Source organism: Streptomyces sp. NPDC060000 (genome assembly GCF_042737375.1).
Classification (GTDB): Bacteria; Actinomycetota; Actinomycetes; order Streptomycetales; family Streptomycetaceae; genus Streptomyces.
Genome location: NZ_JBHWUU010000010.1, coordinates 80,514 through 105,122 on the forward strand (window position 1 = coordinate 80,514; position 24,609 = coordinate 105,122).

At 71.9% G+C, this 24,609-nt stretch carries 17 protein-coding genes; 12 read left to right on the plus strand and 5 right to left on the minus strand.

The features are described from left to right. Positions 1–36 precede the first annotated feature (36 nt). Together ACFWBB_RS08285 and ACFWBB_RS08290 are read left to right on the plus strand one after the other, a co-directional pair. Complete coding sequence (locus tag ACFWBB_RS08285) at positions 37–1,449, plus strand: phytoene desaturase family protein (RefSeq protein WP_385268393.1); 1,413 nt, start codon at positions 37–39, stop codon at positions 1,447–1,449. A 35-nt stretch (positions 1,450–1,484) separates the two neighbouring features. After that, positions 1,485–1,994 (plus strand): O-acetyl-ADP-ribose deacetylase, encoded by a 510-nt coding sequence (locus ACFWBB_RS08290; protein ID WP_385268395.1) that lies wholly within the window; start codon positions 1,485–1,487, stop codon positions 1,992–1,994. Between the two features lie 90 nt (positions 1,995–2,084). Here the strand turns inward: ACFWBB_RS08290 and ACFWBB_RS08295 are convergent, their stop codons facing one another. Further along, the gene (locus ACFWBB_RS08295; RefSeq protein ID WP_385268397.1) at positions 2,085–3,977 is read right to left on the minus strand and encodes a M1 family aminopeptidase; all 1,893 of its coding nucleotides are present in this window, start codon (positions 3,975–3,977) and stop codon (positions 2,085–2,087) included. Positions 3,978–4,516: 539 nt separating this feature from the next. On the opposite strand from ACFWBB_RS08295, the gene ACFWBB_RS08300 reads away from it, so the two are divergent. Together ACFWBB_RS08300 and ACFWBB_RS08305 are read left to right on the plus strand one after the other, a co-directional pair. Further along, on the plus strand, positions 4,517–8,683 hold the full coding sequence (locus ACFWBB_RS08300; protein ID WP_385268488.1) for a molybdopterin-dependent oxidoreductase: 4,167 nt from the start codon (positions 4,517–4,519) through the stop codon (positions 8,681–8,683). A 179-nt stretch (positions 8,684–8,862) separates the two neighbouring features. Then, positions 8,863–12,795 carry a glycoside hydrolase family 2 TIM barrel-domain containing protein gene (locus tag ACFWBB_RS08305; RefSeq protein WP_385268399.1) on the plus strand — a complete coding sequence of 1,311 codons (3,933 nt, stop codon included), beginning with the start codon at positions 8,863–8,865 and terminating at the stop codon, positions 12,793–12,795. Positions 12,796–12,876: 81 nt separating this feature from the next. On the opposite strand, the gene ACFWBB_RS08310 is transcribed toward ACFWBB_RS08305, so the two are convergent. Beyond that, positions 12,877–13,227 (minus strand): DUF6980 family protein, encoded by a 351-nt coding sequence (locus tag ACFWBB_RS08310; protein ID WP_385268401.1) that lies wholly within the window; start codon positions 13,225–13,227, stop codon positions 12,877–12,879. 87 nt (positions 13,228–13,314) lie between these two features. On the opposite strand from ACFWBB_RS08310, the gene lpdA reads away from it, so the two are divergent. From lpdA to ACFWBB_RS08350, 8 genes are all read left to right on the plus strand, one after another. Next, the gene (gene lpdA, locus ACFWBB_RS08315; RefSeq protein WP_385268403.1) at positions 13,315–14,727 is read left to right on the plus strand and encodes a dihydrolipoyl dehydrogenase; all 1,413 of its coding nucleotides are present in this window, start codon (positions 13,315–13,317) and stop codon (positions 14,725–14,727) included. 132 nt (positions 14,728–14,859) lie between these two features. Continuing rightward, on the plus strand, positions 14,860–16,146 hold the full coding sequence (locus ACFWBB_RS08320; protein ID WP_385268405.1) for a hypothetical protein: 1,287 nt from the start codon (positions 14,860–14,862) through the stop codon (positions 16,144–16,146). Then, positions 16,143–16,625 (plus strand): hypothetical protein, encoded by a 483-nt coding sequence (locus ACFWBB_RS08325; RefSeq protein WP_385268407.1) that lies wholly within the window; start codon positions 16,143–16,145, stop codon positions 16,623–16,625. The genes ACFWBB_RS08320 and ACFWBB_RS08325 overlap by 4 nt, the downstream gene beginning before the upstream one ends. 131 nt (positions 16,626–16,756) lie before the next feature. Further along, a complete protein-coding gene (locus ACFWBB_RS08330) occupies positions 16,757–18,247 on the plus strand; it encodes an AlkA N-terminal domain-containing protein (RefSeq protein WP_385268409.1) in 1,491 nt (496 codons plus the stop codon). Between the two features lie 9 nt (positions 18,248–18,256). Beyond that, entirely contained in the window at positions 18,257–18,781 is a 525-nt protein-coding gene (locus ACFWBB_RS08335) for a methylated-DNA--[protein]-cysteine S-methyltransferase (protein WP_385268411.1), read from the plus strand. 178 nt (positions 18,782–18,959) lie between these two features. Further along, complete coding sequence (locus ACFWBB_RS08340; protein ID WP_385268413.1) at positions 18,960–19,850, plus strand: alkaline phosphatase family protein; 891 nt, start codon at positions 18,960–18,962, stop codon at positions 19,848–19,850. 5 nt (positions 19,851–19,855) lie between these two features. Beyond that, a complete protein-coding gene (locus ACFWBB_RS08345; RefSeq protein WP_385268415.1) occupies positions 19,856–21,124 on the plus strand; it encodes an MFS transporter in 1,269 nt (422 codons plus the stop codon). Beyond that, on the plus strand, positions 21,121–22,143 hold the full coding sequence (locus tag ACFWBB_RS08350) for a TolB family protein (RefSeq protein ID WP_385268417.1): 1,023 nt from the start codon (positions 21,121–21,123) through the stop codon (positions 22,141–22,143). Before ACFWBB_RS08345 ends, ACFWBB_RS08350 begins: the two co-directional genes overlap by 4 nt. A 43-nt stretch (positions 22,144–22,186) precedes the next feature. Here the strand turns inward: ACFWBB_RS08350 and ACFWBB_RS08355 are convergent, their stop codons facing one another. The 3 genes from ACFWBB_RS08355 to ACFWBB_RS08365 are packed head-to-tail and all read right to left on the minus strand — an operon-like array spanning position 22,187 to position 24,547. Then, positions 22,187–22,921: an NAD-dependent deacetylase gene (locus ACFWBB_RS08355; protein ID WP_385268419.1), complete on the minus strand. Its 735-nt coding sequence runs from the start codon at positions 22,919–22,921 to the stop codon at positions 22,187–22,189. A gap of 43 nt (positions 22,922–22,964) precedes the next feature. Continuing rightward, positions 22,965–24,131 carry an RNA polymerase sigma factor gene (locus ACFWBB_RS08360; protein ID WP_385268490.1) on the minus strand — a complete coding sequence of 389 codons (1,167 nt, stop codon included), beginning with the start codon at positions 24,129–24,131 and terminating at the stop codon, positions 22,965–22,967. 8 nt (positions 24,132–24,139) lie between these two features. Continuing rightward, on the minus strand, positions 24,140–24,547 hold the full coding sequence (locus ACFWBB_RS08365) for a YciI family protein (RefSeq protein ID WP_385268421.1): 408 nt from the start codon (positions 24,545–24,547) through the stop codon (positions 24,140–24,142). Positions 24,548–24,609: the final 62 nt, after the last annotated feature.

Here is a 24,609-nt window from a genome sequence, read left to right on the forward strand (position 1 = left end):
AGGTCACCGGCTGACGAAGGGGTCGAAGTGCCGTCGATGCTCGATGCGGTCGTGGTGGGAGCGGGGCCCAACGGGCTGACCGCGGCGGTGGAGCTGGCCAGGCGCGGCTTCTCCGTGGCGCTCTTCGAGGCGCGGGACACCGTGGGCGGGGGAGCCCGCACCGAGGAACTGACCCTGCCGGGCTTCCGTCACGACCCCTGCTCGGCCGCGCACCCCCTCGGGATCAACTCACCCGCGTTCCGTGCGCTCCCCCTGGAGCGCTACGGCCTGGAGTGGCTGCACGCCGAGCTGCCCATGGCCCACCCCTTCCTCGACGGCAGTGCCGCCGTGCTGTCGAGGTCGGTCGCCGGGACGGCCGCCTCCTTCGGGCCGCGCGACGCGGGCGCGTACCGCCGCCTGGTCGAGCCCTTCCTGCCCAAGTGGGACGCGCTGGTTCGCGACTTCATGTCCCTGCCGCTGACCGCGCTCCCGCGCGACCCGGTCACGCTGGCCCGCTTCGGCCTGGCCGGTCTGCCCCCGTCCACGTGGCTCACCCGCCGCTTCCGCGACGAGCGGGCGAAGACCCTCTTCGCCGGTCTCGTCGGGCATGTCATGGCCCCGCTGAGCGGCTTTGCCACCGGCGCCATCGGACTGGTCTTCGCCCTCGCCGCGCACGCCCGCGGCTGGCCGGTGGCCCGCGGCGGCTCCCAGTCCCTCTCGAACGCCCTCGCCGCGTACCTCGAGGACCTCGGCGGCGCCGTCCACACCGACTACGAGGTCAAGCGCCTCGACGACCTGCCCCCGGCCCGCGCCTACGTCTTCGACACCTCGCCCACCGCGCTCGGCCGCATCGCCGGCTTCGGCAACTACTACGAGGGGTACCGGTACGGACCCGGCGTCTTCAAGATCGACTACGCGCTCGACGGTCCGGTGCCGTGGACCGCGAAAGAGGCCCGCGCCGCCGGCACCGTGCAGATCGGCGCGGACAGCGCGGAGATCGGCGCAGCTCTGCGAGCGGTCTCCCGGGAGGGCCGGGCGCCCGACAGGCCCTTCATGATCACGGTGCAGCCCAGTGTCGTCGACCCGACCCGCGCCCCGGCCGGCAAGCACGTCTTCTGGGCGTACGGCCATGTGCCCAACGGCTGGACCGGTGACCTCACCGAGGCCATGGAACGCCAACTGGAGCGCTTCGCCCCGGGATTCCGCGACCGGGTCCTCGCCCGTGCGAGCGCGGGCCCCGCCGAACTCGCCGCCCGCAACGCCAACTACGTCGGCGGAGACATCGCCACGGGCGCGGTCTCCGGACTCCAGATCCTGTTGCGTCCCAAGCTGACGGCGTTCCCGTACGCCACTCCGCACCCGGCCGTCTTCCTCTGCTCCTCGGCCACCCCGCCCGGCCCGGGCGTGCACGGCATGTCCGGCCACAACGCGGCGAAGGCCGTATGGCGCAGGCTGCGGCAGCAAAGATGAGCGGACGGGCGGTTCCCGTTGGTATACACACGGTCATGACCACGATCACCCTCGTCCAGGGGGACATCACCCGGCAGTCCGTGGACGCCGTCGTCAACGCGGCCAACTCCTCACTGCTCGGCGGCGGTGGCGTCGACGGCGCGATCCATCGCCGGGGCGGCCCCGAGATCCTCGCGGACTGCCGTAGGCTGCGCGCGTCGCACTACGGCAAGGGCCTCCCCACCGGCCGGGCCGTCGCCACGACCGCGGGTGCGCTGGACGCCCGCTGGGTGATCCACACCGTGGGCCCGGTGTACAGCGCCACCGAGGACCGGTCGGAGCTGCTGGCCTCGTGTTACCGCGAATCGCTGCGGGTCGCGGACGAGAACGGCGCCCTCACCGTCGCCTTCCCCGCGGTCTCCGCGGGCATCTACGGCTGGCCGATGGACGACGCGGCCCGGATCGCCGTGGAGACGGTCCGGGCCACGCCGACGAACGTCCAGGAGGTCAGGTTCGTCCTCTTCGACGAGCGGGCCTACGAGGCGTTCGCCCGACAGGCCGGGTGACGGCCCCGCCCCCGTCCGCCCGTTGGGCCGGGTCGGCCGCGCGGGTGACGCCGGACGGCGTCCCCCACGCGGCCGGTGGCCGGGGCCGGATCAGCCCTCGATGCGGTGGGTGGTCCAGAACGACGTCAGGTCCGTGGTCGTGGCGGCCTGGGCGGCCGCCTTGAACTCGGCCGTGGTCGAGACGCCGTACCAGTGCGCAGTGGCGTAGTCCTTCAGCAACGTGGCCATCGCGGTGTCGCCGATGAGCCGTCGCAGGTCGTGCAGGGCGCACTTGCCGTAGCCGTAGACGACGGTGGAGTACCGGGAGGAGTGGGTGTCCCAGTAGGCCATCGAGTTGGTGATCTTCTCCGCCGACGAGGCCCACGAGACACTGCTCCAGCAGCTGGTACCCGTCTTGCCCTGTGCCAGGTCGGTGGCGTAGTCGGTGAACGACTCGTCCAGCCAGGGGCTGTTGTACTCGTCGTCGCCGACGATCCCGTACCACCACTGGTGGCCGATCTCGTGGGTCAGCGCCGTGGTGCTGACCAGGTCGAGGACGAAGCCGGGGTACTCCATGCCGCCGAACCAGAAGTTGTTGTCGAGGACCGCGTCCAACTCGCCGTACGGGTAGGCGCCGAAGCGGGCGGCGTGGGCGTCCACGGCGGTCTTGGCGGTGGTGAGCATCGACTGGGCGTTGGCCGAACTGATGCCGGAGACGGAGTAGACGTTGATCGGGGTTCCGGCGGTCGAGGTGCCGGAGATCTTGCTGAACGGGCCGGCCGCCCAGGCGAAGTCACGCACCTTGGAAGCGGTCGCCGTGGTCACGGTGCGGCCGCTGGAACCGGCGGCGTCGACCGAGGTGCCGGTGGCCGGCACCAGCAGTGTGGTCGGGTGGTCGAGCGTCACCTTGAAGTCGGCGGCCAGGGAGTAGAACGACTCGCCGTTGTTGGTGTACGGGTCCAGGTGCCAGCCCGCTCCGTCCTTCACCGCCAGCACGGGCAGCGCGTTGCCGATGAAGCTGAACGACCCGTCGTAGCCGAACCGGTCGGCGCCGCTGGGCACGGTGATGCCCAGGTCGAAGCCGATCGTGGCGCTCTGCCCCTGGGTGAGGGGCGTGGCGAGGGTGACCTGCAGGGCCGTGCAGCCCACCGAGAGGGCGCCCGCGGTGCCGCCGGTCACGTTGCTGACCGCGATCGGCATCGAGGTGCAGGTGCCGTGGTAGTTGTCCCACAGCCGCAGATACACCTCGGTGAGCGCGGTCGCCGAGGCGTTGGTGAAGGTCGCGCTCTCGTGACCGGTCCAGACCGTGCCTGCCGTGTTGCCGGTCAGGCTGACGGTGTACGACGGTGCCGCCGGGGTGCGGGTGGAGTCGGCGGGCGGTGCGGTGTCGCCGGAGGTGTTGAGCGCGACGTCGTCGAGGACGAAGCTCGACTGGAGGCTGGAGTCCTCGGTTCCGGTGAAGGCGAGGCTCACGGTCTGGCCCGCGAACGCCGACACGTCGAACGACTTCTGGACGTAGCCGGTGTTCTTGTCGAGGTTCGAGTACGTGGCCAGGGTCGTCGTGCCGATCTTGGCCGTCAGCTTGTCGTACGCGGTGGACGAGGTCGTCTCGGCGGTGTCGATGTGCAGCCAGAACGTGAGGGTGGCGGCGGCGCACCCGGAGGGGATCGTGACGCTCTGGGAGAGCGTGTCGGTGTGGGTGCCGCCCACGCCGTCCAGCCAGGCGAAGGCGGTGCCGCCGTGGGCGCTCTGTCCGGTGCGGCTGGTGATCACGCTCGTCGAGGACTGGGTCCACGGCGAGGTGCCGTTCTCGAAGCCACCGTTGGTGACCACCTGGGCGGGGGTGCAGGCGTCGGCCGCGGCGGCTGCCTTCGCGGTCGAGGCCTGCGCCGGGGCGGTCTTCGCCGGCGCGGCTGTCGCGGGCGTGGCGGGGAGCGAGACGGCGGCCAGCGCGGCGAGGGCGAGTGCGCTCGTGGCGAGGGCCTTGCGGGGGGTGGGTCTCACGCGTGGCTCCTTTGCGGCGGCCGGGTTTCCGGCCTGCTCGGTGGCTGTCCCTGACGGCGTGGGTGTGCCGGAGGGCGGTGCGCGACGGCTGCCGGAAGCCTGACAGATTTGACGCGGCCATGCCATCAGTGATTGGCAAAGGGTCCGCCCCGGAACCGGACGCAACGCCCCCGCTCACAGCCCCGGCACCCGCCTCGTGCGGACCCGGTGTGCCCCTGTGCGGAGACGGAACATGCCCCGCGTGGACACGAAAGTGCCCGTTCGCGGCCCCGCGCAGCCTGCCCTCACGCAGGGCGGCGGCCGCCCGCTCACACCCGCCCGCCCCCCGCTGTGCGCCGGGCTTAACTCCTGGCGGCCGGTCCGGGAGACACCTGTGTAATGCACGGTTCGTACCGTCGCTAAGGCTTGCAGAAGAGGCTCTCACCAGGCCGATCGTCAGAAGGAAAGGGGCGCCCGTGGCCGCGTTGGACCCGCGGACCGACAGCGCGACCACGACCAAGGTGCGCACGGTCTGCTCGTACTGCGGTGTGGGCTGCGGCATGGTCCTCGACATCGGCAGCGGACCGGACGGCCGCCGTACGGTCCTGAAGGCGTCCGGTGACAAGCAGCACCCGGCGAACTCCGGCCGGCTCTGCACCAAGGGCGCGACCACCGCCGACATGCTCGCCGCGCCCGGCCGGCTGACCGGTGCCCTCGTCCGCCCGGACCGCGGCGAGGAACCGGAGCCCGCCCCCGTGGACGCGGCGATCGCCGAGACGGCACGGCGGCTGCGCGCGATCGTCGACGAACACGGCCCCGACGCGGTCGCCCTCTATGTGTCCGGTCAGATGAGCCTCGAAGCGCAGTACCTGGCCAACAAGCTGGCCAAGGGCTATCTGCGCACCAACCAGATCGAGTCGAACTCCCGGCTGTGCATGGCGAGCGCCGGAACCGGTTACAAGCTCTCCCTCGGCGCCGACGGCCCGCCCGGCTCGTACGACGACCTCGACAAGGCGGACGTCTTCCTCGTCATCGGCTCCAACATGGCCGACTGTCACCCGATCCTGTTCCTGCGGATGATGGAGCGGGTGAAGGCGGGCGCCAAGCTGATCGTGGTCGACCCGCGCCGCACCGCCACCGCCGCGAAGGCCGATCTGTTCCTCCAGGTCAGGCCGGGTACCGACCTCGCCCTCCTGAACGGCCTGCTCCGCCTCCTGCACGACGGCGGCCACACCGACCCCGACTTCGTCGCCGCGTACACCGAGGGCTGGGAGGCAATGCCGGAGTTCCTCGCCGACTACCCGCCCGCGACCGTCGCGGAGATCACCGGCATACCGGAGGACGACCTGCGCGAGGCCGCCCGGCTGATCGGCGAGGCGGGGGAGTGGACCAGCTGCTGGACCATGGGCCTCAACCAGTCCACCCACGGCACCTGGAACACCAACGCGCTCATCAACCTCCACCTGGCGACCGGTGCGATCTGCCGCCCGGGCAGCGGTCCCTTCTCCCTCACCGGCCAGCCCAACGCCATGGGCGGCCGGGAGATGGGCTACATGGGCCCGGGGCTGCCCGGCCAGCGTTCCGTCCTGGTCGACGGCGACCGCGCCTTCGTCGAGGAGCTGTGGGGGCTCGCGCCCGGCACGATCAGGGCCGACGGCGTCGGCAAGGGCACCGTCGAGATGTTCCGGAAGATGGCCGACGGCGACATCAGGGCCTGCTGGATCATCTGCACCAACCCGGTCGCCTCCGTCGCCAACCGCAGGACGGTCATCGAGGGGCTGGAGGCCGCCGAGTTCGTCGTCGCACAGGACGTCTTCGCCGACACCGAGACGAACGCCTACGCCGACATCGTCCTGCCCGGCGCGCTGTGGACCGAGACCGAGGGCGTCCTCATCAACAGCGAGCGCAACCTCACCCTCGCCCGGCCGGCCGCGGACCCGCCGGGCGAGGCCATGGCCGACTGGCGGCTCATCGCGGCCGTCGCCCGCGCGATGGGGTACGAGAGCGGGTTCACGTACGACAGCGCCGAGCAGATCTTCGAGGAGATCAAGCGCGCCCACAACCCGCAGACCGGCTACGACCTGCGCGGAGTGACATACGACCGGCTGCGCGCCACCCCCGTGCAGTGGCCGGCCGGCACCGCCGACGGCCCCGACCGCAACCCGATCCGGTACGTGAACGACGACGGCTCGCTCACCTTTCCCACGGCTTCCGGCCGTGCGGTCTTCCACCCGCGTCCGCACGTCCCGCCCGCCGAGATGCCGGACGACGACTACCCGTTCTTCCTGAACACCGGCCGCCTCCAGCACCAGTGGCACACCCTGACCAAGACCGCGAAGGTGGCCAAGCTCAACAAGCTCGACCCCGGCCCGTTCGTCGAGGTGCACCCCGAGGACGCGGCCGCGCTGGGCCTCGGCGACGGCGACTCCGTCGAGGTCGCCTCGCGGCGCGGACGGGCCGTGCTGCCGGCCGTCGTCACCGACCGTGTGCTGCAGGGCTCCTGCTTCGCGCCGTTCCACTGGAACGACCTGTTCGGCGAGTACCTCAGCGTCAACGCGGTCACCAGCGACGCCGTCGACCCGCTGTCCTTCCAGCCCGAGCTGAAGGTGTGCGCGGTGTCCCTGACGAAGGTGTCGACACCGGTCACCGTGCAGCCGCCGACGGCGCGGACCCCGGCGCCCGAGGACCCGCTCGGGAACGCGCCGTCCATGCGAGCGCCGGTGCCGGAGGCGTCCGGGGCGGTCCTCGTCCCGAGCGCCGTGCTGCCCTCCGCGGCCGCGGTCTTCGGTCTGCGGCCGGCCCCGCCGCCGGTCCTGACCGAGCGCGAGCGGCAGTACCTGGTCGGGTTCCTCGCCGGTATCCCGGCCGGCGCCCCCGGCGTGCCGGTGCTGCCGGCGGACGCGCCCTTCAGCCCCGAACACGCGCTGTGGGTCAACGGCACCCTCGCCGGCCTGTACTCCCGCACCGCCGCCGAGCCCCCGCGGACCCCGGCGCGCCGGGTGGTGATCCTGTGGGCCTCCCAGACCGGCACCGCCGAGGACTTCGCCGTCACCACCGCCGAGCGGCTCACCGAGGGCGGTCACACGGCCTCCCTCGTCGCCATGGACGAGGCCGACCCCGCCTCCCTGCCCTCCGACGCCGATCTGCTGCTGATCACCAGCACCTTCGGCGACGGCGACGCCCCCGACAACGGCGCCGGGTTCTGGGACGGCCTCGACGCGCTGGACACCGGCCGCCTCGAAGGCCACCGCTACGCCGTCCTCGCCTTCGGTGACTCCTCGTACGACGACTTCTGCGGGCACGGCCGGCGTCTGGACCGCCGGATGGACGAGCTCGGCGCGGTCCGGCTGGCCCCGCGCACCGACTGCGAGCCGGACTACGGGACGGAGGCGGAGGCCTGGCTGGACCTGGTGGCCACCGCCCTGAAGCAGGCCACGGAGGCCACGGGACCGGTGTCCTCGGCCCCCGCCGGCGCCCCTTCGCCCGCTCAGGCACGGCTGACGGTCATGGAACCCGCCCCTGCCCCCGCCACGCAGACCCCCGCCAGGCAGACTCCCGCCGCGACGGCCCCCGTCACCAGGGCCCCGGCGCCTCCCCGCACCAGGCGCCCCGCCCCCGTCACCGCCCGCCTGACCGGCAACCGGCTGCTGAGCCTGCCGGGTTCCGGCAAGGAGGTCCGCCGCTTCACCTTCGACACCCGCGACAGCGAGACCCCGCTCGTCCACGAGGCGGGCGACGCCCTGGCCGTGCGGCCGGTCAACTCGCCGCACCTGGTCGCGGAGTGGCTGAGCGTCACCGGCCTCGACGCGCACGCGCGCGTGCAGGTGAACGCCGTCGGTGAGGTCGCTCTCGGTGAGGCCTTCCTGCGCCACCTCGACATCACCCGGATCACCCCGGCCCTGCTGCGCTTCACCGCCGACCGCACCCGCGACCCGCGTGAACTGCGCAAACTGCTGCGCCCCGACAACAAGGACGAGCTGGCGAAGTGGTCCTGGGGCCGCCAGGCCGTCGACGTGGCCGCCGAGTTCGGGGTTCGCGCCGACGCGCAGGAGTGGGCCGAGCTGCTGGGAAGGCTGCAACCGCGCCTGTACTCCATCTCGTCCAGCCCGCTTACCGACCCCCACCTCGTCTCGCTCACCGTCTCCGTGGTGCGGTACGAGAACCTCGCCGGCCGCCCCCGGCAGGGCGTCTGCTCGCCCTTCCTCGCCGACGCCGAGCCGGGCACCGAGGTCGCGGTCCATGTGCAGCGTTCCCCGCACTTCCGCCCGCCGGCCGACCCGGCGACCCCCATGGTCATGGTCGGCCCCGGCACGGGAGTGGCCCCGTTCGTCGGGTTCCTCGAGGAGCGCCGGGCCCGCGGGCACCGGGCCCCCAACTGGCTGTTCTTCGGCGAGCAGCACCGGGCGACGGACCACTACTACGAACAGGAGCTGGCCGCCCTGCGCGAGGACGGCACCCTCGCCCGTCTGGACACCGCCTTCTCCCGCGACCAGCGAGCCAAGGTCTACGTCCAGGACCGGATCCGCGAGCACGGTTCCCAGCTGTGGTCCTGGCTCCAGGACGGCGCCCACTTCTACGTCTGCGGTGACGCCTCCCGGATGGCCAAGGACGTCGACCTGGCCCTGCGCGATGTCGCCGTTCAGCACGGCGGCCTGAGCGAGGCGGAGGCGGCGGCCCACCTGAAGCAGCTCGCCTCCGACAAGCGGTACGTGCGGGACGTCTACTGACGGGAGTCACCAAAAATGCCCGCGGGGGCCATGGGTGCCAAGTGGCGTTGCGCCGAAGAGAGTTGATATTCGGACATCGCGGCGCGTCTATGTTCGTTTTCCCAACAGGAGTGGACAAGATCTGACGCACCCTCCGTCCGTGCGAAGCCGCACGGTTCGTCCTGAGGAAGGTCGTGGTCATGTCGCACCCGCACGTGTCGTCCATGGACCGGCCGGACCGCCCCCAGCGGGTGGAACCGGACCACCCCCTGCGGACGGCCGTCAGCCGTCGTCGTCTGCTCGAAGGGTCGGCGGCCGTCCTCGGCGCGCTCGCCCTGTCCGCGCCGTCCACCGTCCACCGGGCCGTCGCGGCGGACGGCACCCCGGAGTGGAACGGCTCCATCGACGTCTTCCGGATCGGTACCGAAGCCCCGCACACCACCCTCATGCCGTACGCGGACCTCGCCCAGGCCCTCGCCGCCGACCGGACCCGCTCGCCCTACCGGCTGAGCCTCGACGGCACCTGGAGGTTCGCCCACGCCGACCGCCCCGACGACCGGGACCCCGACTTCCACCGGACCGACGTCGACGACAGCGGCTGGGACACCATCCCCGTTCCCTCCGCCTGGCAACTGCACGGCTACGACCGCCCGATCTACATCAACATCACCTACCCCTGGTGGGGCGCCAACGGACTGGGCGAGGAGGCGCAGCCGCCGGCCGCCCCCACCCGCCACAACCCCGTGGGCCAGTACCGCCGCACCTTCACGGTCCCGCGCGGCTGGGCGGGACGGCGGACGTTCCTCCACTTCGAGGGGGTCAAGTCCGCGCACTACGTATGGATCAACGGCGAGTTGGCCGGCTATCACGAGAGTTCCTACGACCCCGCCGAGTACGACATCACCCCGCACCTCAGGCCGGGCACCAACCAGATCGCGGTGGAGGTCTACCGCTACTCGGACGGCGACTGGCTGGAGGACCAGGACATGATCCGGCTGAGCGGGATCTTCCGCTCGGTCTACCTGTACTCCACACCGGCAGTGCACCTGCGTGACTTCAGGCTGGACACCCCGCTGAGCGACGACTACGGCGCGGCCGAGCTGTCGGTCACCGCGAACGTGCGGGACTACGGCGGACAGGGCGCCGGCCGGTACTCCGTCGAGACCCAGCTGTACGACGCGAGCGGGCACCCGGTGTGGTCCCGGCCGCTGCAACAGGCCGTCACGCTCGGCTCCGGGGAGGAGACGGCCGTGCAGGCCGCGAAGGCCGTGCCCGCGCCACGCCTGTGGTCGGCCGAACACCCGTATCTCTACACCGCCGTGCTGCGCCTGCGCGACCCGGCCGGAAAGGTGATCGAAACCCTCTCCCACCGCGTCGGCCTGCGCGAGTTCGCCCTCAAGGACGGGCTGATGCGCATCAACGGCAAGCCCGTCTCCTTGCGGGGCACCAACCGGCACGAGATGCACCCGGCCCGCGGCTCGGCCCTCACCCGCGCCGACCTCGTCGAGGACATCGGGATCATCAAGCGGCTGAACATCAACTCCGTCCGCACCTCGCACTACCCCAACAACCCGCTGTGGCTGGAACTCGCCGACGAGTACGGCCTGTACCTCGTGGACGAGACCAACCTAGAGACCCACGGCATCCGGAACGAGTACCCGGGCAACCACGCCGAGTGGACGACGGCTTGCGTCGCCCGCGCCCAGAACATGGTCCACCGCGACAAGAACCACGCCTCGGCCGTCATCTGGTCCCTCGGCAACGAGGCCGGCGGCGGCAGCACCTTCAACGCCATGCACGACTGGATCCGCTCCTACGACACCACCCGCGTCATCCAGTACGAGGGCGACGACCGCCCGGGGATCAGCGACATCCGCTCCGAGATGTACGACAGCCCCGCGCGCGTCGAGCAGCGGGCGAAGGACGCCGCCGACACCCGGCCGTACGTGATGATCGAGTACTCCCACGCGATGGGGAACTCCAGCGGCAACTTCAAGAAGTACTGGGACCTGGTCCGCCGTCACGACGTGCTCCAGGGCGGCTGGATCTGGGACTTCGTCGACCAGGCCCTCGACTGGCCCACCCCTGTCCGCGAGCTGTTCACCGAGGCCGGACCCGCCGCGCTCAAGGGCGAACTCATCGCCTCCAGCGGCACCTTCACCCGTGACAAGGGCGTCTCGGGCGGAACCGTGTTCGCCCGGGACACAGCGCTGGACCTCACCGGCTCCCTCACGCTGGAAGCCTGGATCACCCCGCACGTGACCGGCTACCACCAGCCGATCCTCGCCAAGGGCGACACCCAGTACGCCCTGAAGCAGACCGGCCGGACCCTCGAGTTCTTCATCCACGGCAGCGGCCAGTGGATCACCGCGAGCTGGGCGCTGCCGGACGACTGGGCCGGCACCGAGCACCATGTCGCGGGCGTCTTCGACGCGACGACCGGAACGCTGACCCTCCATGCCGACGGCGCGGTCCGGGCCACCCGGACCACCACATCGCGTCCCGCGAACAACACCGCGCCGCTGTCCCTGGCAACCGACGTCGACAACCCGACCCGGGAGTTCAGCGGCACCGTCCGGCGGGCCCGCGTGTACGCCCGGGCACTGAGCGCCGCCGAACTGGCCCTGCCGGGCCGCGGCCCCGGCGACGACGGCGTACGGTTCTGGTTCGACGCCGCCACCGTCGGCCACACCCGGAAACGGCCCCGCGAGAAGTCGTTCCGTGCCTACGGCGGCGACTGGGGCGACAACCCCAACGACGGCGCCTTCTCCGGCGACGGCATCGTCACCGCCGACCGCGGACTCACCGGCAAGTCCGCCGAGGTCAAGCGGATCTACCAGGCCGTCCACGCCGCGCCCGCCAAGGGCGGATTGCTCGCCCCGGGCGCCGCCCTCACCCTGACCAACGAATACCTCTTCACCAACCTCCGTGATTTCGAGGGGCGTTGGGAACTCGTTCTCGACGGAGAAGTGGTCCGGCGCGGAAAGCTGAGCCGTGCCCAGCTGGACGTGCCCGCGCTGTCGAGCAAGGACATCACCGTGCCGTTCGAGCTCCCGGGCCGGCCGGCGCCGGGCGCGGAGTACTTCCTCCAACTGTCGTTCACCACCCGGGAGAAGACGAAGTGGGCGAAGGCCGGCTTCGAGGTGGCGAGGCAGCAACTCGCCGTGGACGCCGGGAGCCCCGCCGTCACCCCCGAGCCGCTGGACCGCGTCCCGGCGCTCGGGTACCAGGACGGCGCCGGCTCGGTCACCGTCACGGGGAAGGACTTCTCGGTCACCGTCGACAAGAAGACCGGCGTCATCACCTCCTACGAGGCCGACGGCGCCCGGCTGATCTCCTCGGGCCCGGCCCCCAACTTCTGGCGTGCCCCCACCGACAACGACCGGGGGAACGGCCAGCACACCCGCAACCAGACCTGGCGGGACGCCGGCCCGCGCCGCACGGTGACCGGCGTCGGCGTGCGGGCGCTGCGCGACCGGGCCGTCGAGATCGAGGTCGCCGGCACCCTGCCCACCTCGACGGAGTCGACGTACACCACCACCTACACCGTGTTCGGGAACGGCGAGATCAAGGTCGACAACACCCTGCACCCGGGCGCCGCCTCGCTGCCGTACATCCCGGAGGTCGGCACGCTGCTGCTCCTGCCCGCCCGCCTGGAGCAGCTGCACTACTACGGCCGCGGCCCCGAGGAGAACCACTGGGACCGCAACGACGCCACCGACGTGGGCCGCTACTCCGGCACCGTCACCGGGCAGGGGACCTCCTATCTGCGACCCCAGGAGAACGGCAACAGGACCGACGTCCGCTGGGTCGCCCTCACCGACCGCGACGGCACCGGTCTGCTGGTCTCCGGCGAGCCGCTGCTGGAGTTCAACGCCTCGCACTTCACGCCCGAGGACCTGTCCGTCGGCGCCCGCCACGACTACCAGCTCACGCCCCGCAAGGAGGTCGTACTGCGCCTGAACCACCGGCAGATGGGCGTCGGCGGTGACAACAGCTGGGGCGCGCACACACACGACGAGTACAAGCTCTTCGCCGACCGCGACTACGCGTACACCTACCGGCTCCGGCCGCTGACCGGCATCGACAGGGCGACAGCCGCGTCACGCCGTCCGACGTCGACCTCCGGATAACCGCTCCCACCGCCGCCGGCGACACGGGTACGGGCACGGCCTTGGCGGCCGGACCGTACCCGTACCGCCGGGGGCGCGGCCTCAGCGGGCGCGCGGGGCGTCCTCCCCGGTTGACGCCAGGCCGGTCGGGTCCTCCCGCAGCCACCGGCCGTCCTCGAACTCCGGTGGCACATCGTCCTCCCAGGGGTCGATACCGCGCGCCTCGAGAGTGTCGAACCACCGGTCCCGCCGCGACTCCGGCAGACGTGCGCCGCACCACGGGCAGAAGGCGATCTCGCGGCAGGCGGACCCTCCGTCGTGGACGATCAGTCCGTACTCCAGGAACTTCGGTTCGAACCGCACCAGCGCGTCCGGGCAGGCGAAGACGTCGGGGTGCGCCCCGCACCTCCGGTCCGCCTGGAGGGTCATCTCCGCACAGCAGTGTTCGATCACTCACGCATTCTCCCCGTCGGCGCGCGAGAATCGACAACGCCAGCACGCATCACCCGTAACGCACTCGACGGAAAAGGAAACGAACCCATGACCGAGCAGGACGAACGCTTCGACGTCGTGGTCCTCGGCGCCGGTCCGGGCGGCTACGTCGCCGCGGTCCGGGCCGCCCAGTTGGGCAAGCGCGTAGCCGTCGTCGAGGAGAAGTACTGGGGCGGCGTCTGTCTCAACGTGGGCTGCATCCCCACCAAGGCCCTGCTGCGCAACGCCGAACTCGCCCACATCTTCACCCACGAGGCGAAGACCTTCGGCATCAAGGTCGACGGACAGGTCTCCTTCGACTACGGAGCGGCGTACAGCCGCAGCCGCAAGGTCGCCGACGGCCGGGTCAAGGGCGTCCACTACCTGATGAAGAAGAACAAGATCACCGAGATCGACGGCCGAGGCACCTTCGTCGACGACCACACCCTCCAGGTCGCCGGTTACGAAGGGGACACCCGCACCATCGGCTTCGACCAGTGCATCATCGCCACCGGCGCCACCCCCAAGCTGCTCCCCGGCACCAAGCGCAGCGCCCGTGTGGTGACGTACGAGGAGCAGATCCTCGCCGACGACCTTCCCCGCTCGATCGTCATCGCGGGCGCCGGCGCCATCGGTATCGAGTTCGCGTACGTCCTGCACAACTACGGCGTGAAGGTCACGATCGTCGAGTTCCTGGACCGGGTCGCGCCCCTGGAAGACGCCGAGGTCTCCGCCGAACTGGCCAAGCAGTACCGCAAGCTGGGCATCGACGTGCTCACCTCCACCCGGGTGGAATCCATCGACGAGTCCGGCCCGCAGGTCCGCGTCACGGTCACCGGCAAGGACGGCGCCCAGCGGGTCCTGGAGTCCGACAAGGTGCTCCAGGCGATCGGCTTCGCCCCGAACGTGACCGGCTACGGCCTGGAGAACACGGGCGTCAAGGTCACCGAGCGCGGCGCGATCGACGTCGACGGCCGCTGCCGGACCTCCGTCCCGCACATCTACGCCATCGGCGACGTCACCGCGAAGCTCATGCTCGCGCACGCCGCCGAGGCCATGGGCGTCATCGCCGCCGAGACCCTCGCCGACGCGGAGACCATGGAGCTGGACTACGCCATGATCCCGCGCGCCACCTACTGCCAGCCCCAGATCGCCAGCTTCGGCTACACCGAGGCCCAGGCGCGGGAGAAGGGGTACGACGTCAAGGTGGCGAAGTTCCCGTTCACCGCGAACGGCAAGTCGCACGGCCTCGGCGACACCACCGGCTTCGTGAAGCTGATCAGCGACGCCAGGTACGGCGAGCTCATCGGCGGCCATCTGATCGGTCCCGACGTGACCGAACTCCTCCCCGAACTGACCCTCGCCCAGCAGTGGGACCTCACCGTCCACGAGGTCGCCCGCAACGTCCACGCCCACCCGACGCTGGGCGAGGCCGTCAAGGAGGCCGTCCACGGACTGGCCGGTCACATGATCAACATGTAGTTCCCCGCACGGGGCGGGTTCGTTCACCCGGACGGACCCGCCTCGCTCGCCGCCGCCACGTGTCCGGGATGAGCTGGTACCCCACCGGACCGGCCCCTGGCCGGAACCGGACCGACGGCGAGGGAGTCCGCCATGCCGGAAAGCGGTGTACCCGACGACGCGGAGCTGGAGGCACTCAGGGGCCGCATCGCGGCCCTGGAGGCCGAGCGAGCCCGTCGCCCGACGCACCACCGGGTCCGCTCGATCGTCGCGGTCGTCCTCATCGTCCTCGGCTGCGTCCTCGCCCCGCTGGGCCTGGTCGCGGCCTGGACCTCCAGCATCGTGGGCGACACCGACCGCTACGTCGACACCGTCAGCCCGCTGGCCTCGGACAAGGACATCCAGAACGCTGCCGCCAACCGCGTCACGAACGCGCTGATGGAGCGGCTCGACCTCACCGCACTCCTCCAGGACGCCGCCCCGGCCCAGCGCCCTCTGCTGGAGAAGGCCCTGGGCAAGCTCGGCCCCTCGCTCGAAGGCGCCGTCCGCAGCTTCGTGCACGACAAGGCGCAGGCGGTCATGGCCTCCGACGCCTTCCAGACGATCTGGACCGACGCCAACCGCAGAATCCACAGTGCTGTCGACAAGGCCCTGACCGGCAGCGGCGGCGGCGCGGTGAAGATCAAGAACGACACGGTGACACTCGACCTCGCCCCGGTCGTCGACCAGGTCAAGCAACGCCTCGTCGACTCCGGAATGACGGTCGCGGGGAAGATCCCCGAGATCCACACCGACTTCACGATCGTCGAGTCCAAGGACATCGGCAAGGTCAAGACCTACTTCCGGGTGCTCGAACTGGTCGGCTTCTGGCTGCCCGTCGTCGCGGTCCTGCTGGTGGCGGCCGGCGTCCTGATCTCGGCCCACCGCCGCCGCGTCCTGATCGTCGCCGCGCTCTGCTTCGCCTTCGCCACCCTTCTCCTGGGCGTGGCGCTGACCGTCTTCCGGGTCGTCTACCTGGACGCTCTCCCGGCCGGCGTCTCCCAGCCCGCCGCCGGTTCCCTGTACGACACGCTCATCCGCTTCCTGCGCACCTCCGTGCGGTCGGTGGTCGCCCTAGGCGTGGTGATCGCCCTCGCCGCCTGGCTGACCGGCCCCGGCCGCCATGCCGCCCTGGTGCGGCGGCTGTGGCACTCGGGCATCGGCGCCGTGCGCGCGACCGCCGATCACGCCGGACTGCGCACCGGCCCCGTCGGCCCGTTCGTCGACCGCTACCGCCGCTGGATCACCTGGATCCTGGCCGCGGGAGCCGTCCTGGCCTTTCTCCTGTGGCCGTACCCGACCGGCTGGGTCGTGGTCGGCCTCGCCCTCGCCCTGCTCTTCGCGCTCGGCGTCGTCGACTTCCTCGCGACCCGGCCCCGCCGAAAGGACAGCCCCGCATGACCTCGCACTCCCCGACCGGAGAGCCGCACGGCGAGATCGGCACCGCCTGGTCCACTCCGCGCGGCGGTCCGCCCCGGCCCACCGCGTACGACAGCAGGACCGACGGCGTCGCCTTCGCCGGCGTCCTGATGCTGTGCAGCGGGGTGCTCGCCGTCCTCCAGGGCATCGCGGCCCTCGCCGGAGACGACATCTACGCACGCGTCGGCAGTTACGTCTACGAACTCGACCTCACCGGCTGGGGCTGGATCCATCTCGTCCTCGGCATCCTCGCGGCCGCGACCGGCGCGGCCCTCCTCAAGAGCCTGGCCTGGGCGCGCTTCACGGGCATCTTCCTCGCCGCGCTGAGCCTGGTCACCCAGTTCCTCTTCCTGCCCTACGAGCCGCTCTGGTCGATCGTCGTCATGGCGATCGACGTGTTCGTGATCTGGTCGCTGGTGACATGGCAGGAGGGGGCGGGCCGGACGGCGGAAGGAGGGTGAACCCGGCGTCGCGGAGGGCCGCCCGGCGGTACCGGCGTCGCTGAGGCCGAGCCGGTGAGCGGTGCGTGGCCCACGAGGGCGATGTCGGATTCTCGCCAGCGAAGCCTCGGCCACGAGGCGATGCTGGACGTATGCAGAACGGGATGTACACCGATCGCGAGCGTTGTGTGCGCGCCGTGCAGTCGAAGGACGCGCGGTTCGACGGCTGGTTCTTCACGGCGGTCCTGACCACCGGCATCTACTGCCGGCCCAGCTGCCCGGTCGTGCCGCCCAAGCCGCAGAACATGGTCTTCCACCCGAGCGCCGCCGCCTGCCAGCAGGCCGGCTTCCGCGCCTGCAAGCGTTGCCGGCCCGACACCACACCGGGCTCCCCGGAGTGGAACCAGCGCGCCGACCTGGTCGCCCGCGCCATGCGGCTGATCGCCGACGGCGTCGTCGACCGCGAGGGCGTGCCCGGACTCGCCGCCCGCCTCGGCTACAGCACCCGCCAGGTCGAACGCCAGCTCCTCGCCGAACTCGGCGCGGGCCCGCTGGCGCTGGCCCGCGCCCAACGGGCCCAGACCGCGCGCCTCCTCATCGAGACGACCGAACTGCCCATGGCGCAGGCGGCGTTCGCGTCCGGCTTCTCCTCCATCCGCACCTTCAACGACACCGTGCGCGAGGTCTTCGCGCTCTCCCCGAGCGAACTGCGCGCCCGGGTCCCGAGGAAGAACCCCTCGGCCCGTCCGGCCACGCCCGGCACGCTCGCCCTCCGCCTCCCCTTCCGCGCCCCGCTCAACCCCGACAACCTCTTCGGACACCTGGCCGCGACCGGCGTCCCGGGGGTCGAGGAATGGCGGGACGGCGCGTTCCGGCGCACGCTGCGGCTGCCGTACGGGCACGGCATCGTGACACTCACCCCGCACCCCGACCACATCGGCTGCCGCCTCACCCTCAGCGACCCGCGCGACCTCACGGTCGCGATCAGCCGCTGCCGGCGCATGCTCGACCTGGACGCCGACCCGGTCGCCGTCGACGACCAGCTGCGCACGGACCCGCTGCTCGCGCCCCTGGTGGACAAGGCCCCCGGCCGCCGGGTGCCCCGTACGGTCGACGAGGCGGAGTTCGCCGTACGAGCAGTGCTGGGGCAGCAGGTCTCCACGGCGGCGGCCCGCACCCACGCGGCCCGTCTGGTCACCGCGCACGGCGAGCCGGTCGACGACCCGGAGGGTGGCCTCACCCACCTCTTCCCGACCGCCGAGGCGCTCGCCGCCGTCGATCCCGGGACGCTGGCCATGCCCCGCACCCGCCGCACCACCTTCACCACCCTCGTCGGACAGCTGGCCGACGGAACACTGCACCTGGGAGTGGAGAGCGACTGGCCGCAGACGCGTGCCCGGCTGCTCGCCCTGCCCGGCTTCGGACCGTGGACGGTCGACGTCATCGCGATGCGCGCCCTCGGCGACCCCGACGCCTTCCTGCCCACCGATCTCGGAGTCCGGCGCGCCGCACGGGAGTTGGGCCTGCCCTCCACCCCGGCGGCGCTCACGGCCCGCGCCGCGGGCTGGCGCCCCTGGCGGGCGTACGCCGTCCAGTACCTGTGGGCGACCGACAGCCATCCGATCAACTTCCTGCCCGCGTGAGGACCTTCAGTGAAACAGCACACGATCACCGACAGCCCGTACGGCCCCCTCACCCTCGTCGCCGACGACGGCGTCCTGTGCGGCCTCTACATGAGCGGGCAGCGCCACCGTCCGACCGAGGAGAACTTCGGCCCCCGCGACGACACCCTCTTCGGGCACGCGGAGGAACAGCTGAAAGCCTACTTCGCGGGCGAGCTGAAGGAGTTCGGCCTCGAACTGCGCCTGGACGGCACACCGTTCCAGCGCTCCGTATGGGCCGAACTGCGCGGGATCCCGTACGGCGAGACCCGCACCTACGGCGAACTGGCCGCAGCGCTCGGCAGTCCGGCCGCCTCCCGCGCGGTGGGCCTCGCCAACGGCAGGAACCCCATCGGCATCATCGTGCCCTGCCATCGCGTGATCGGTGCCGGCGGCGGCCTCACCGGCTACGGCGGCGGACTGGACCGCAAGCAGCGCCTGCTGGAGTTCGAGGGCGGCACCGCTCCGGGCGAAGGGACCCTCTTCCAGCTCGAGTTGCCAGGACCCCCTGTCTAGACGGGGGCGGGCGGCGGCGTGCGACCTCGGGCTTTCCCTGCGCGTGACCTGTGCCTGGTGTGAACTTTGCCCGGCGGGGCCGGCCGTTCGTCCGGGCTTCACCCAGGACCGGTCCAGGGGTCCTAGGGTGGCGGCGCCGCTTCCCCGCACGTCCGTCACTTCTGTCCGGAGGACAGTCATGGCCGCCGTCAAGGCTTCCCAGCGCAACAGGCGCCCCCTCGCCGCACTCACCGGGGCCGTCGCCCTCACCGCCGCCTCGATCGGCGTGTGGGCCGCGACGGCCCCCGCCGCTCAGGCCGCGGCCCTCCCGACCCCCGACCACGTGGTGGTCGTGGTGATGGAGAACCACGCCTACTCACAGGTGATAGGCAGCTCCAGCGCCCCCTACCTCAACAACACCCTCAAGGCGGGTGGCGCCGACCTCACCCAGTCCTACGGCCTCACCCACCCCAGCGAGCCGAACTACTACATGCTGTTCTCGGGCTCCAACCAGGGCCGCACCGACGACAGCTGCGTCCCGGTCGGTTCCCTCTCCGCGCCCAATCTCGCCTCGGAGCTGATCGCCGCCGGCAAGACCTGGGCCAGCTACAACGAGTCGCTGCCCAGCCAGGGTTCCACGACCTGCAGCAGCGGCAACTACGCGCAGAAGCACAACCCGTGGTTCGGCTTCTCCAACGTGCCGACGAGCACCGCCAAGACCATGACGCAGTTCCCGACCGACTACACCACCCTGCCCAAGGTCTCCTTCGTCGTCCCGAACCTGTGCAGCGACATGCACGACTGCTCGGTCTCCACGGGCGACACCTGGATCAAGAACAACCTGGGCGCCTACGCCACCTGGGCCAAGACGCACAACAGCATCCTCGCCGTCACCTTCGACGAGGACAACAAGCTGTCCGGCAACCGCATCCCCACCGTCCTCTACGGGCAGCACGTCACTCCCGGCAGCTCCAGCTCGACCACCTACAACCACTACAACGTCCTGCGGACCGTGGAGGACCTGGCCGGTCTGAGCGCGCACGCGGGCAACGCCGCCTCGGCGTCCGACATCACCGGCATCTGGAACTGACGCCGGTGTATCTCGCGGACTCCCGCGGCACCGACGCCCCCGCCGCCCCGGACTCCCGTCCGGGGCGGCGGTCGGCCGCCGTGCCCGGCACCGTACTGGCCCTGGGCGCCGTCAGCCTGATCACGGACGTCTCCTCGGAGATGGTGACGGCCGTGCTGCCGCTCTACGTCGTCGCGGGGCTCGGACTGTCGCCGCTGGGGTTCGGGGTCCTCGACGGCATCAACAACGGCGTCGGGGCCCTGGTCCGGCTGGCCGGAGGCCATCTCGCCGACCGGGGAGGCCGCCGTCACAAGGTGGTGGCGGGCCTCGGCTACGGCCTGTCGGCGCTGTGCAAGCCGTTGCTGCTGCTCGCCCACACCCTCCCCGTGATCAGCGCCGTGCTCGCGGCCGACCGCACCGGCAAAGGGCTGCGCACCGCTCCCCGGGACGCGATGATCTCGCTGGCCACCGAACCCCGGAACCGGGGACGGGCGTTCGGGGTGCACCGTGCCATGGACACCACCGGCGCGCTGCTCGGCCCGCTCGTCGCCTTCGCCGTGCTCCGGGCCACCGTCGACGGCTACGACGCGGTGTTCGCGGTCAGCGGCTGCTTCGCCGTGCTCGGGGTCCTGGTACTGGTGCTCTTCGTGCCCCGCCAGATCACCCCCGCCCGCCCCGTACACCTGCCCGAACCGGCCCGGCCGGGGCTGCGGGACGCGCTCGGGCTGCTGCGCCGCCCGGAGCTGCGCAGGCTCACCGGGTGCGCGACCCTGCTCGGCCTGACCACCGTCAGCGACTCCTTCCTCTATCTGCTGCTCCAGCGCGAAGGGGACCTGCCCGCCCATCTCTTCCCGCTGCTGCCGCTGGGCACCGCCGCCGTCTTCCTGCTGCTCGCCCTTCCGCTCGGCGCACTCGCCGACCGCGCCGGCAGCCGTCGGCTCTTCCTGGCCGGTCACGGCGTCCTGCTGCTCGGCTACGGCCTGGTGCTCTCCCCCTGGCACGGTGCCCCGGCCGTCATCGCCGTCCTCGTCCTGCACGGGACCTTCTACGCCGCCACCGACGGAGTCCTCGCGGCCGCCACCGCCGACGCCGTACCGGACCGGCACCAGGGCGCCGGTCAGGCGCTGGTCGGCACCGGCCAGGCGCTGGCCCGGTTCGCCTGCTCGCTGGCCTTCGGAGCGGCCTGGAGCCTGTGGGGCGGACGGACGGCCCTCGCCGTCACCGCCGGCGCGCTGGCCGTCAGCGCCGTCGTGGCCGCGTTCGTCCTCCGTCCCGCCGATGAGGTGCCCACATGACCAGAACCACGCGCCTGGTGATCCTGACACTCGCCGTGCTGCTGCTGGGGAGTGTCGGCACCGGGGCGGTGCTGTACGCCGCCCACCGGTCGGGACTGCGGGACGAGCAGCAGGCGAACGGTCCGACGGTGCGGACCGGTACCGTCTCCCTCCGGCCGACGACCGGCCGCCGGCTGGTGGTGCGCAACCTGGCCTGGGGCCCGCACCGCGACGAGATCGCCACCGTGCCCGCCGACGATCCGCAGGGGCCGCGCACGGCGTCGGGCGTCAAGTGCCTGCGTTTCCACGCGGCGGCCGGAACCGGCATCTGCCTGCAGGCCGTGCACGGCGCACTGCAGGACACCTACCGAGCCGTGGTACTCGACTCCCACCTGCGCGAGCTGCACCGTTTCCCGGCCGCGGGCATCCCCACCCGCGCCCGCGTCTCGCCCTCCGGCCACCTGGTGGCCTGGACGGTCTTCGTCAGCGGCGACTCCTACGCGGGCACGAACTTCTCCACCCGCACCGCCGTCGTCGACACCCGGACCTGGGCGATCGACGACAACCTGGAAACCTTCCGCATCCTCAGGGACGGCCGCGCCTACCGTGCCGCGGACATCAACATCTGGGGTGTCACCTTCGCCGACGACAACCGCTTCTACGCCACGCTGGCGACCGGCGGCCGGACCCACCTGGTACGGGGCGACGTCGCGGCCCGCACCCTCACCACCCTGCACGCCAACGTCGAATGCCCCTCGCTGTCGCCCGACGGCACCCGGATCGCATACAAGAAACGCGTCGAGGGAGCCTCGCCCGACGCCCCCTGGCGGCTGTACGTCCTCGACCTGCGCACCATGAAGGAGACCGCGACCGCCGAGCGGCGCAACATCGACGACCAGGCACTGTGGGCCGACGACTCCACCCTCGTCTACGCCCTCCCCGGCGACTACGGCTCGGACCTGTGGACCGTCCCCGCCGACGGCAGCGGCACCGCCCGCACACTCATGACCTCCGCCGTCGCCCCCGCCTACCTGGGGTGACGGGCCGGGGCGCCGACCGCACGGCCGCAGGCAGGACGTGCGCTCAGCGCGCCGGCCCGGTGAGCCCGAGCAGCACCCTCGGCAGCGCCGTCCCGATCGGCTCCCGGACGACCTCGTCGGCGATCTCGTCGTACGGCGTCGGTTCGGCGTTGACGATGACGAGCCGGGCCCCGTGGTCGGCGGCGACCCCGGCCAGCCCGGCGGCGGGCTGCACCTGGAGGCTGGTGCCGACGGCGACGAACACCTGGCAGGCCTTGGCGATGGCGAGGGCTTCGCCCAGCACCACCGGGTCGAGGCGCTGGCCGAACATCACCGTGGCCGACTTGAGGACGCCGCCGCACTCCGGGCACGGCGGGTCCTCCTCGCCGGCCTCGAGGCGGGTGAGGACGTCCTCCATCGGGCCGCGCGCATGGCATCGCGTGCACACGAAACTCCGTGCGGTGCCGTGGAGTTCCAGGACCTTGCGGGCGGGCATCCCGGCGAGCTGGTGCAGCCCGTCCACGTTCTGCGTGATCACCCGCACCGGCACCCCGGACCGCTCCAGGTCGGCCACGGCCCGGTGCGCCGCGTTCGGCTCGGCCTTCAGGGCGTGGTTCGCGCGCCGCAGCTGCCAGGACCGCCGCCGGATCTCCGGATCGCGCATGTAGTACTCGTACGTGACGAGCTTCTCGGCCTCGGGGTCCTGGCGCCACAGACCGTTCGGACCGCGGTAGTCGGGGATTCCGGAATCGGTGGAGACACCGGCACCGCTGAGGATGGCGACGAGAGGCTTGCCCATGGGCCAAAGGGTAGGAGGCCCCTCGCCGGGAGGCGAACGCTTTCTACGGCGGCTGGTGCGTTCCCCGGCCGCTCCCACGGGAATTGAGGCGGGCGGCCTGGCGGGTCAGGTGGTCGCGCTCGGCCAGGTTGGGGGCCTTTCGGGCCGCCTCGGCATAGAGCCGTGCCGCCGTCGCCGGATCCCCGTCGCGCTCGTGGAGGTACGCCGCCACCGCGGTGTGCCGGGGCAGTGAGTCGTCGAGGGCCGCGAGCGCCGCGAGACCGGCGCGCGCTCCGTCGGCCTCGCCGACGGCCACCGCGCGGTTGAGCCGGACGACCGGATTGTCGGTCAGGCCCACGAGTTCGTCGTACCACTCGACGATCTGCACCCAGTCGGTCTCCCCGGCGGTGGGCGCGTCGGCGTGGAGCGCCGCGATGGCGGCCTGGGCCTGGAACTCACCCAGCCGATCGCGGGCGAGGGCCGCCTGAAGGATCCCGACCCCCTCGGCGATCGACCCGGTGTCCCACCGGCCGCGGTCCTGCTCGGCGAGCGGTACGAGGCCCCCGTCGGGCGCGGTCCGGGTGGTGCGCCGGGCATGGTGGAGCAGCATGAGGGCGAGCAGTCCCGCCACCTCGGGGTGGTCGATCGCGGCCGCCAGCTGCCGGGTGAGCCGGATGGCCTCGGCGGCGAGGTCGACGTCGCCGGAGTACCCCTCGTTGAAGACCAGGTAGAGGACGCGCAGCACGGTGGCGACGTCCCCGGGCCGGTCGAAGCGCACGCAGGAGACGGTGCGCTTGGCCCGGCTGATGCGCTGCGCCATGGTCGCCTCGGGCACCAGGTAGGCCTGGGCGATCTGGCGGGTGGTGAGTCCGCCGACGGCGCGCAGCGTGAGCGCGACCGCCGACGACGGCGTGAGTGACGGATGGGCGCACAGGAAGTACAGCTGGAGCGTGTCGTCCGCCGCGGGCGCGGGACCGGGCGCCGGCTCCTCGTCGACGCGGTCCTCGCGCCGACGGCGGGCGGTGTCCGCCCGGGTCGCGTCGAGGAACCGGCGCCAGGCCACGGTGACCAGCCAGCCCTTCGCATCCCGCGGCGGGTCGGCCGGCCAGACGCGGACCGCCTCCACCAGCGCGTCCTGCACGGCGTCCTCGGCCGCCGCGAAGTCGGCTCCGCGGCGGACGAGGATCCCGAGCACGCTCGGTGTGAGGCTCCGGAGCAGGGCCTCGTTCATCTCAGGGGTCACTCCGTGATGGTGGGCGGCGCCGCCAGGAACGGGCGCAGCTCGAGCCACTCGTGGATCGGCTTCCCGCCGGCCCCGGGGGCGGCCGACAGCTCCCCGGCCAGCTCGACGGCACGCTCGTAGCTGTCGACGTCGATCACCATCCAGCCGGCGATGAGGTCCTTGGTCTCGGCGAACGGCCCGTCGGTGACCGGCGGGCGCCCCTCGCCGTCGTACCGGACCCACGTCCCCTCGGGGGCGAGCGCCAGGCCGTCGACGAACTCTCCGGTCCCCTCGAGCCGGGCCGCGAAGTCCTGCATGTACCGCACGTGGTCCGAGATCTCCTCCGGCGTCCACTGGTCCATGGGGATGCAGTTGAGCGCGGCCGGGGCGCCGCGGTAGTGCTTGAGCAGCAGGTACTTGGCCATGGTGGTTCTCCTCGGTCCTGGTGCGACCCATTGTGGCCGCGTTCACTGCGGGGACGGAGCGG

What these genes read in the sequence shown, in the direction of transcription:
- ACFWBB_RS08355 (WP_385268419.1), bottom strand. Translation starts at nt 22,921, where the DNA reads ATGGGCAAGCCTCTCGTCGCCATCCTCAGCGGTGCCGGTGTCTCCACC.
- ACFWBB_RS08290 (WP_385268395.1), top strand. Translation starts at nt 1,485, where the DNA reads ATGACCACGATCACCCTCGTCCAGGGGGACATCACCCGGCAGTCCGTG.
- ACFWBB_RS08340 (WP_385268413.1), top strand. Translation starts at nt 18,960, where the DNA reads ATGGCCGCCGTCAAGGCTTCCCAGCGCAACAGGCGCCCCCTCGCCGCA.
- ACFWBB_RS08300 (WP_385268488.1), top strand. Translation starts at nt 4,517, where the DNA reads ATGGTCCTCGACATCGGCAGCGGACCGGACGGCCGCCGTACGGTCCTG.
- ACFWBB_RS08305 (WP_385268399.1), top strand. Translation starts at nt 8,863, where the DNA reads ATGTCGCACCCGCACGTGTCGTCCATGGACCGGCCGGACCGCCCCCAG.
- ACFWBB_RS08360 (WP_385268490.1), bottom strand. Translation starts at nt 24,131, where the DNA reads ATGAACGAGGCCCTGCTCCGGAGCCTCACACCGAGCGTGCTCGGGATC.
- ACFWBB_RS08365 (WP_385268421.1), bottom strand. Translation starts at nt 24,547, where the DNA reads ATGGCCAAGTACCTGCTGCTCAAGCACTACCGCGGCGCCCCGGCCGCG.
- lpdA (WP_385268403.1), top strand. Translation starts at nt 13,315, where the DNA reads ATGACCGAGCAGGACGAACGCTTCGACGTCGTGGTCCTCGGCGCCGGT.
- ACFWBB_RS08285 (WP_385268393.1), top strand. Translation starts at nt 37, where the DNA reads ATGCTCGATGCGGTCGTGGTGGGAGCGGGGCCCAACGGGCTGACCGCG.
- ACFWBB_RS08320 (WP_385268405.1), top strand. Translation starts at nt 14,860, where the DNA reads ATGCCGGAAAGCGGTGTACCCGACGACGCGGAGCTGGAGGCACTCAGG.
- ACFWBB_RS08325 (WP_385268407.1), top strand. Translation starts at nt 16,143, where the DNA reads ATGACCTCGCACTCCCCGACCGGAGAGCCGCACGGCGAGATCGGCACC.
- ACFWBB_RS08330 (WP_385268409.1), top strand. Translation starts at nt 16,757, where the DNA reads ATGCAGAACGGGATGTACACCGATCGCGAGCGTTGTGTGCGCGCCGTG.
- ACFWBB_RS08350 (WP_385268417.1), top strand. Translation starts at nt 21,121, where the DNA reads ATGACCAGAACCACGCGCCTGGTGATCCTGACACTCGCCGTGCTGCTG.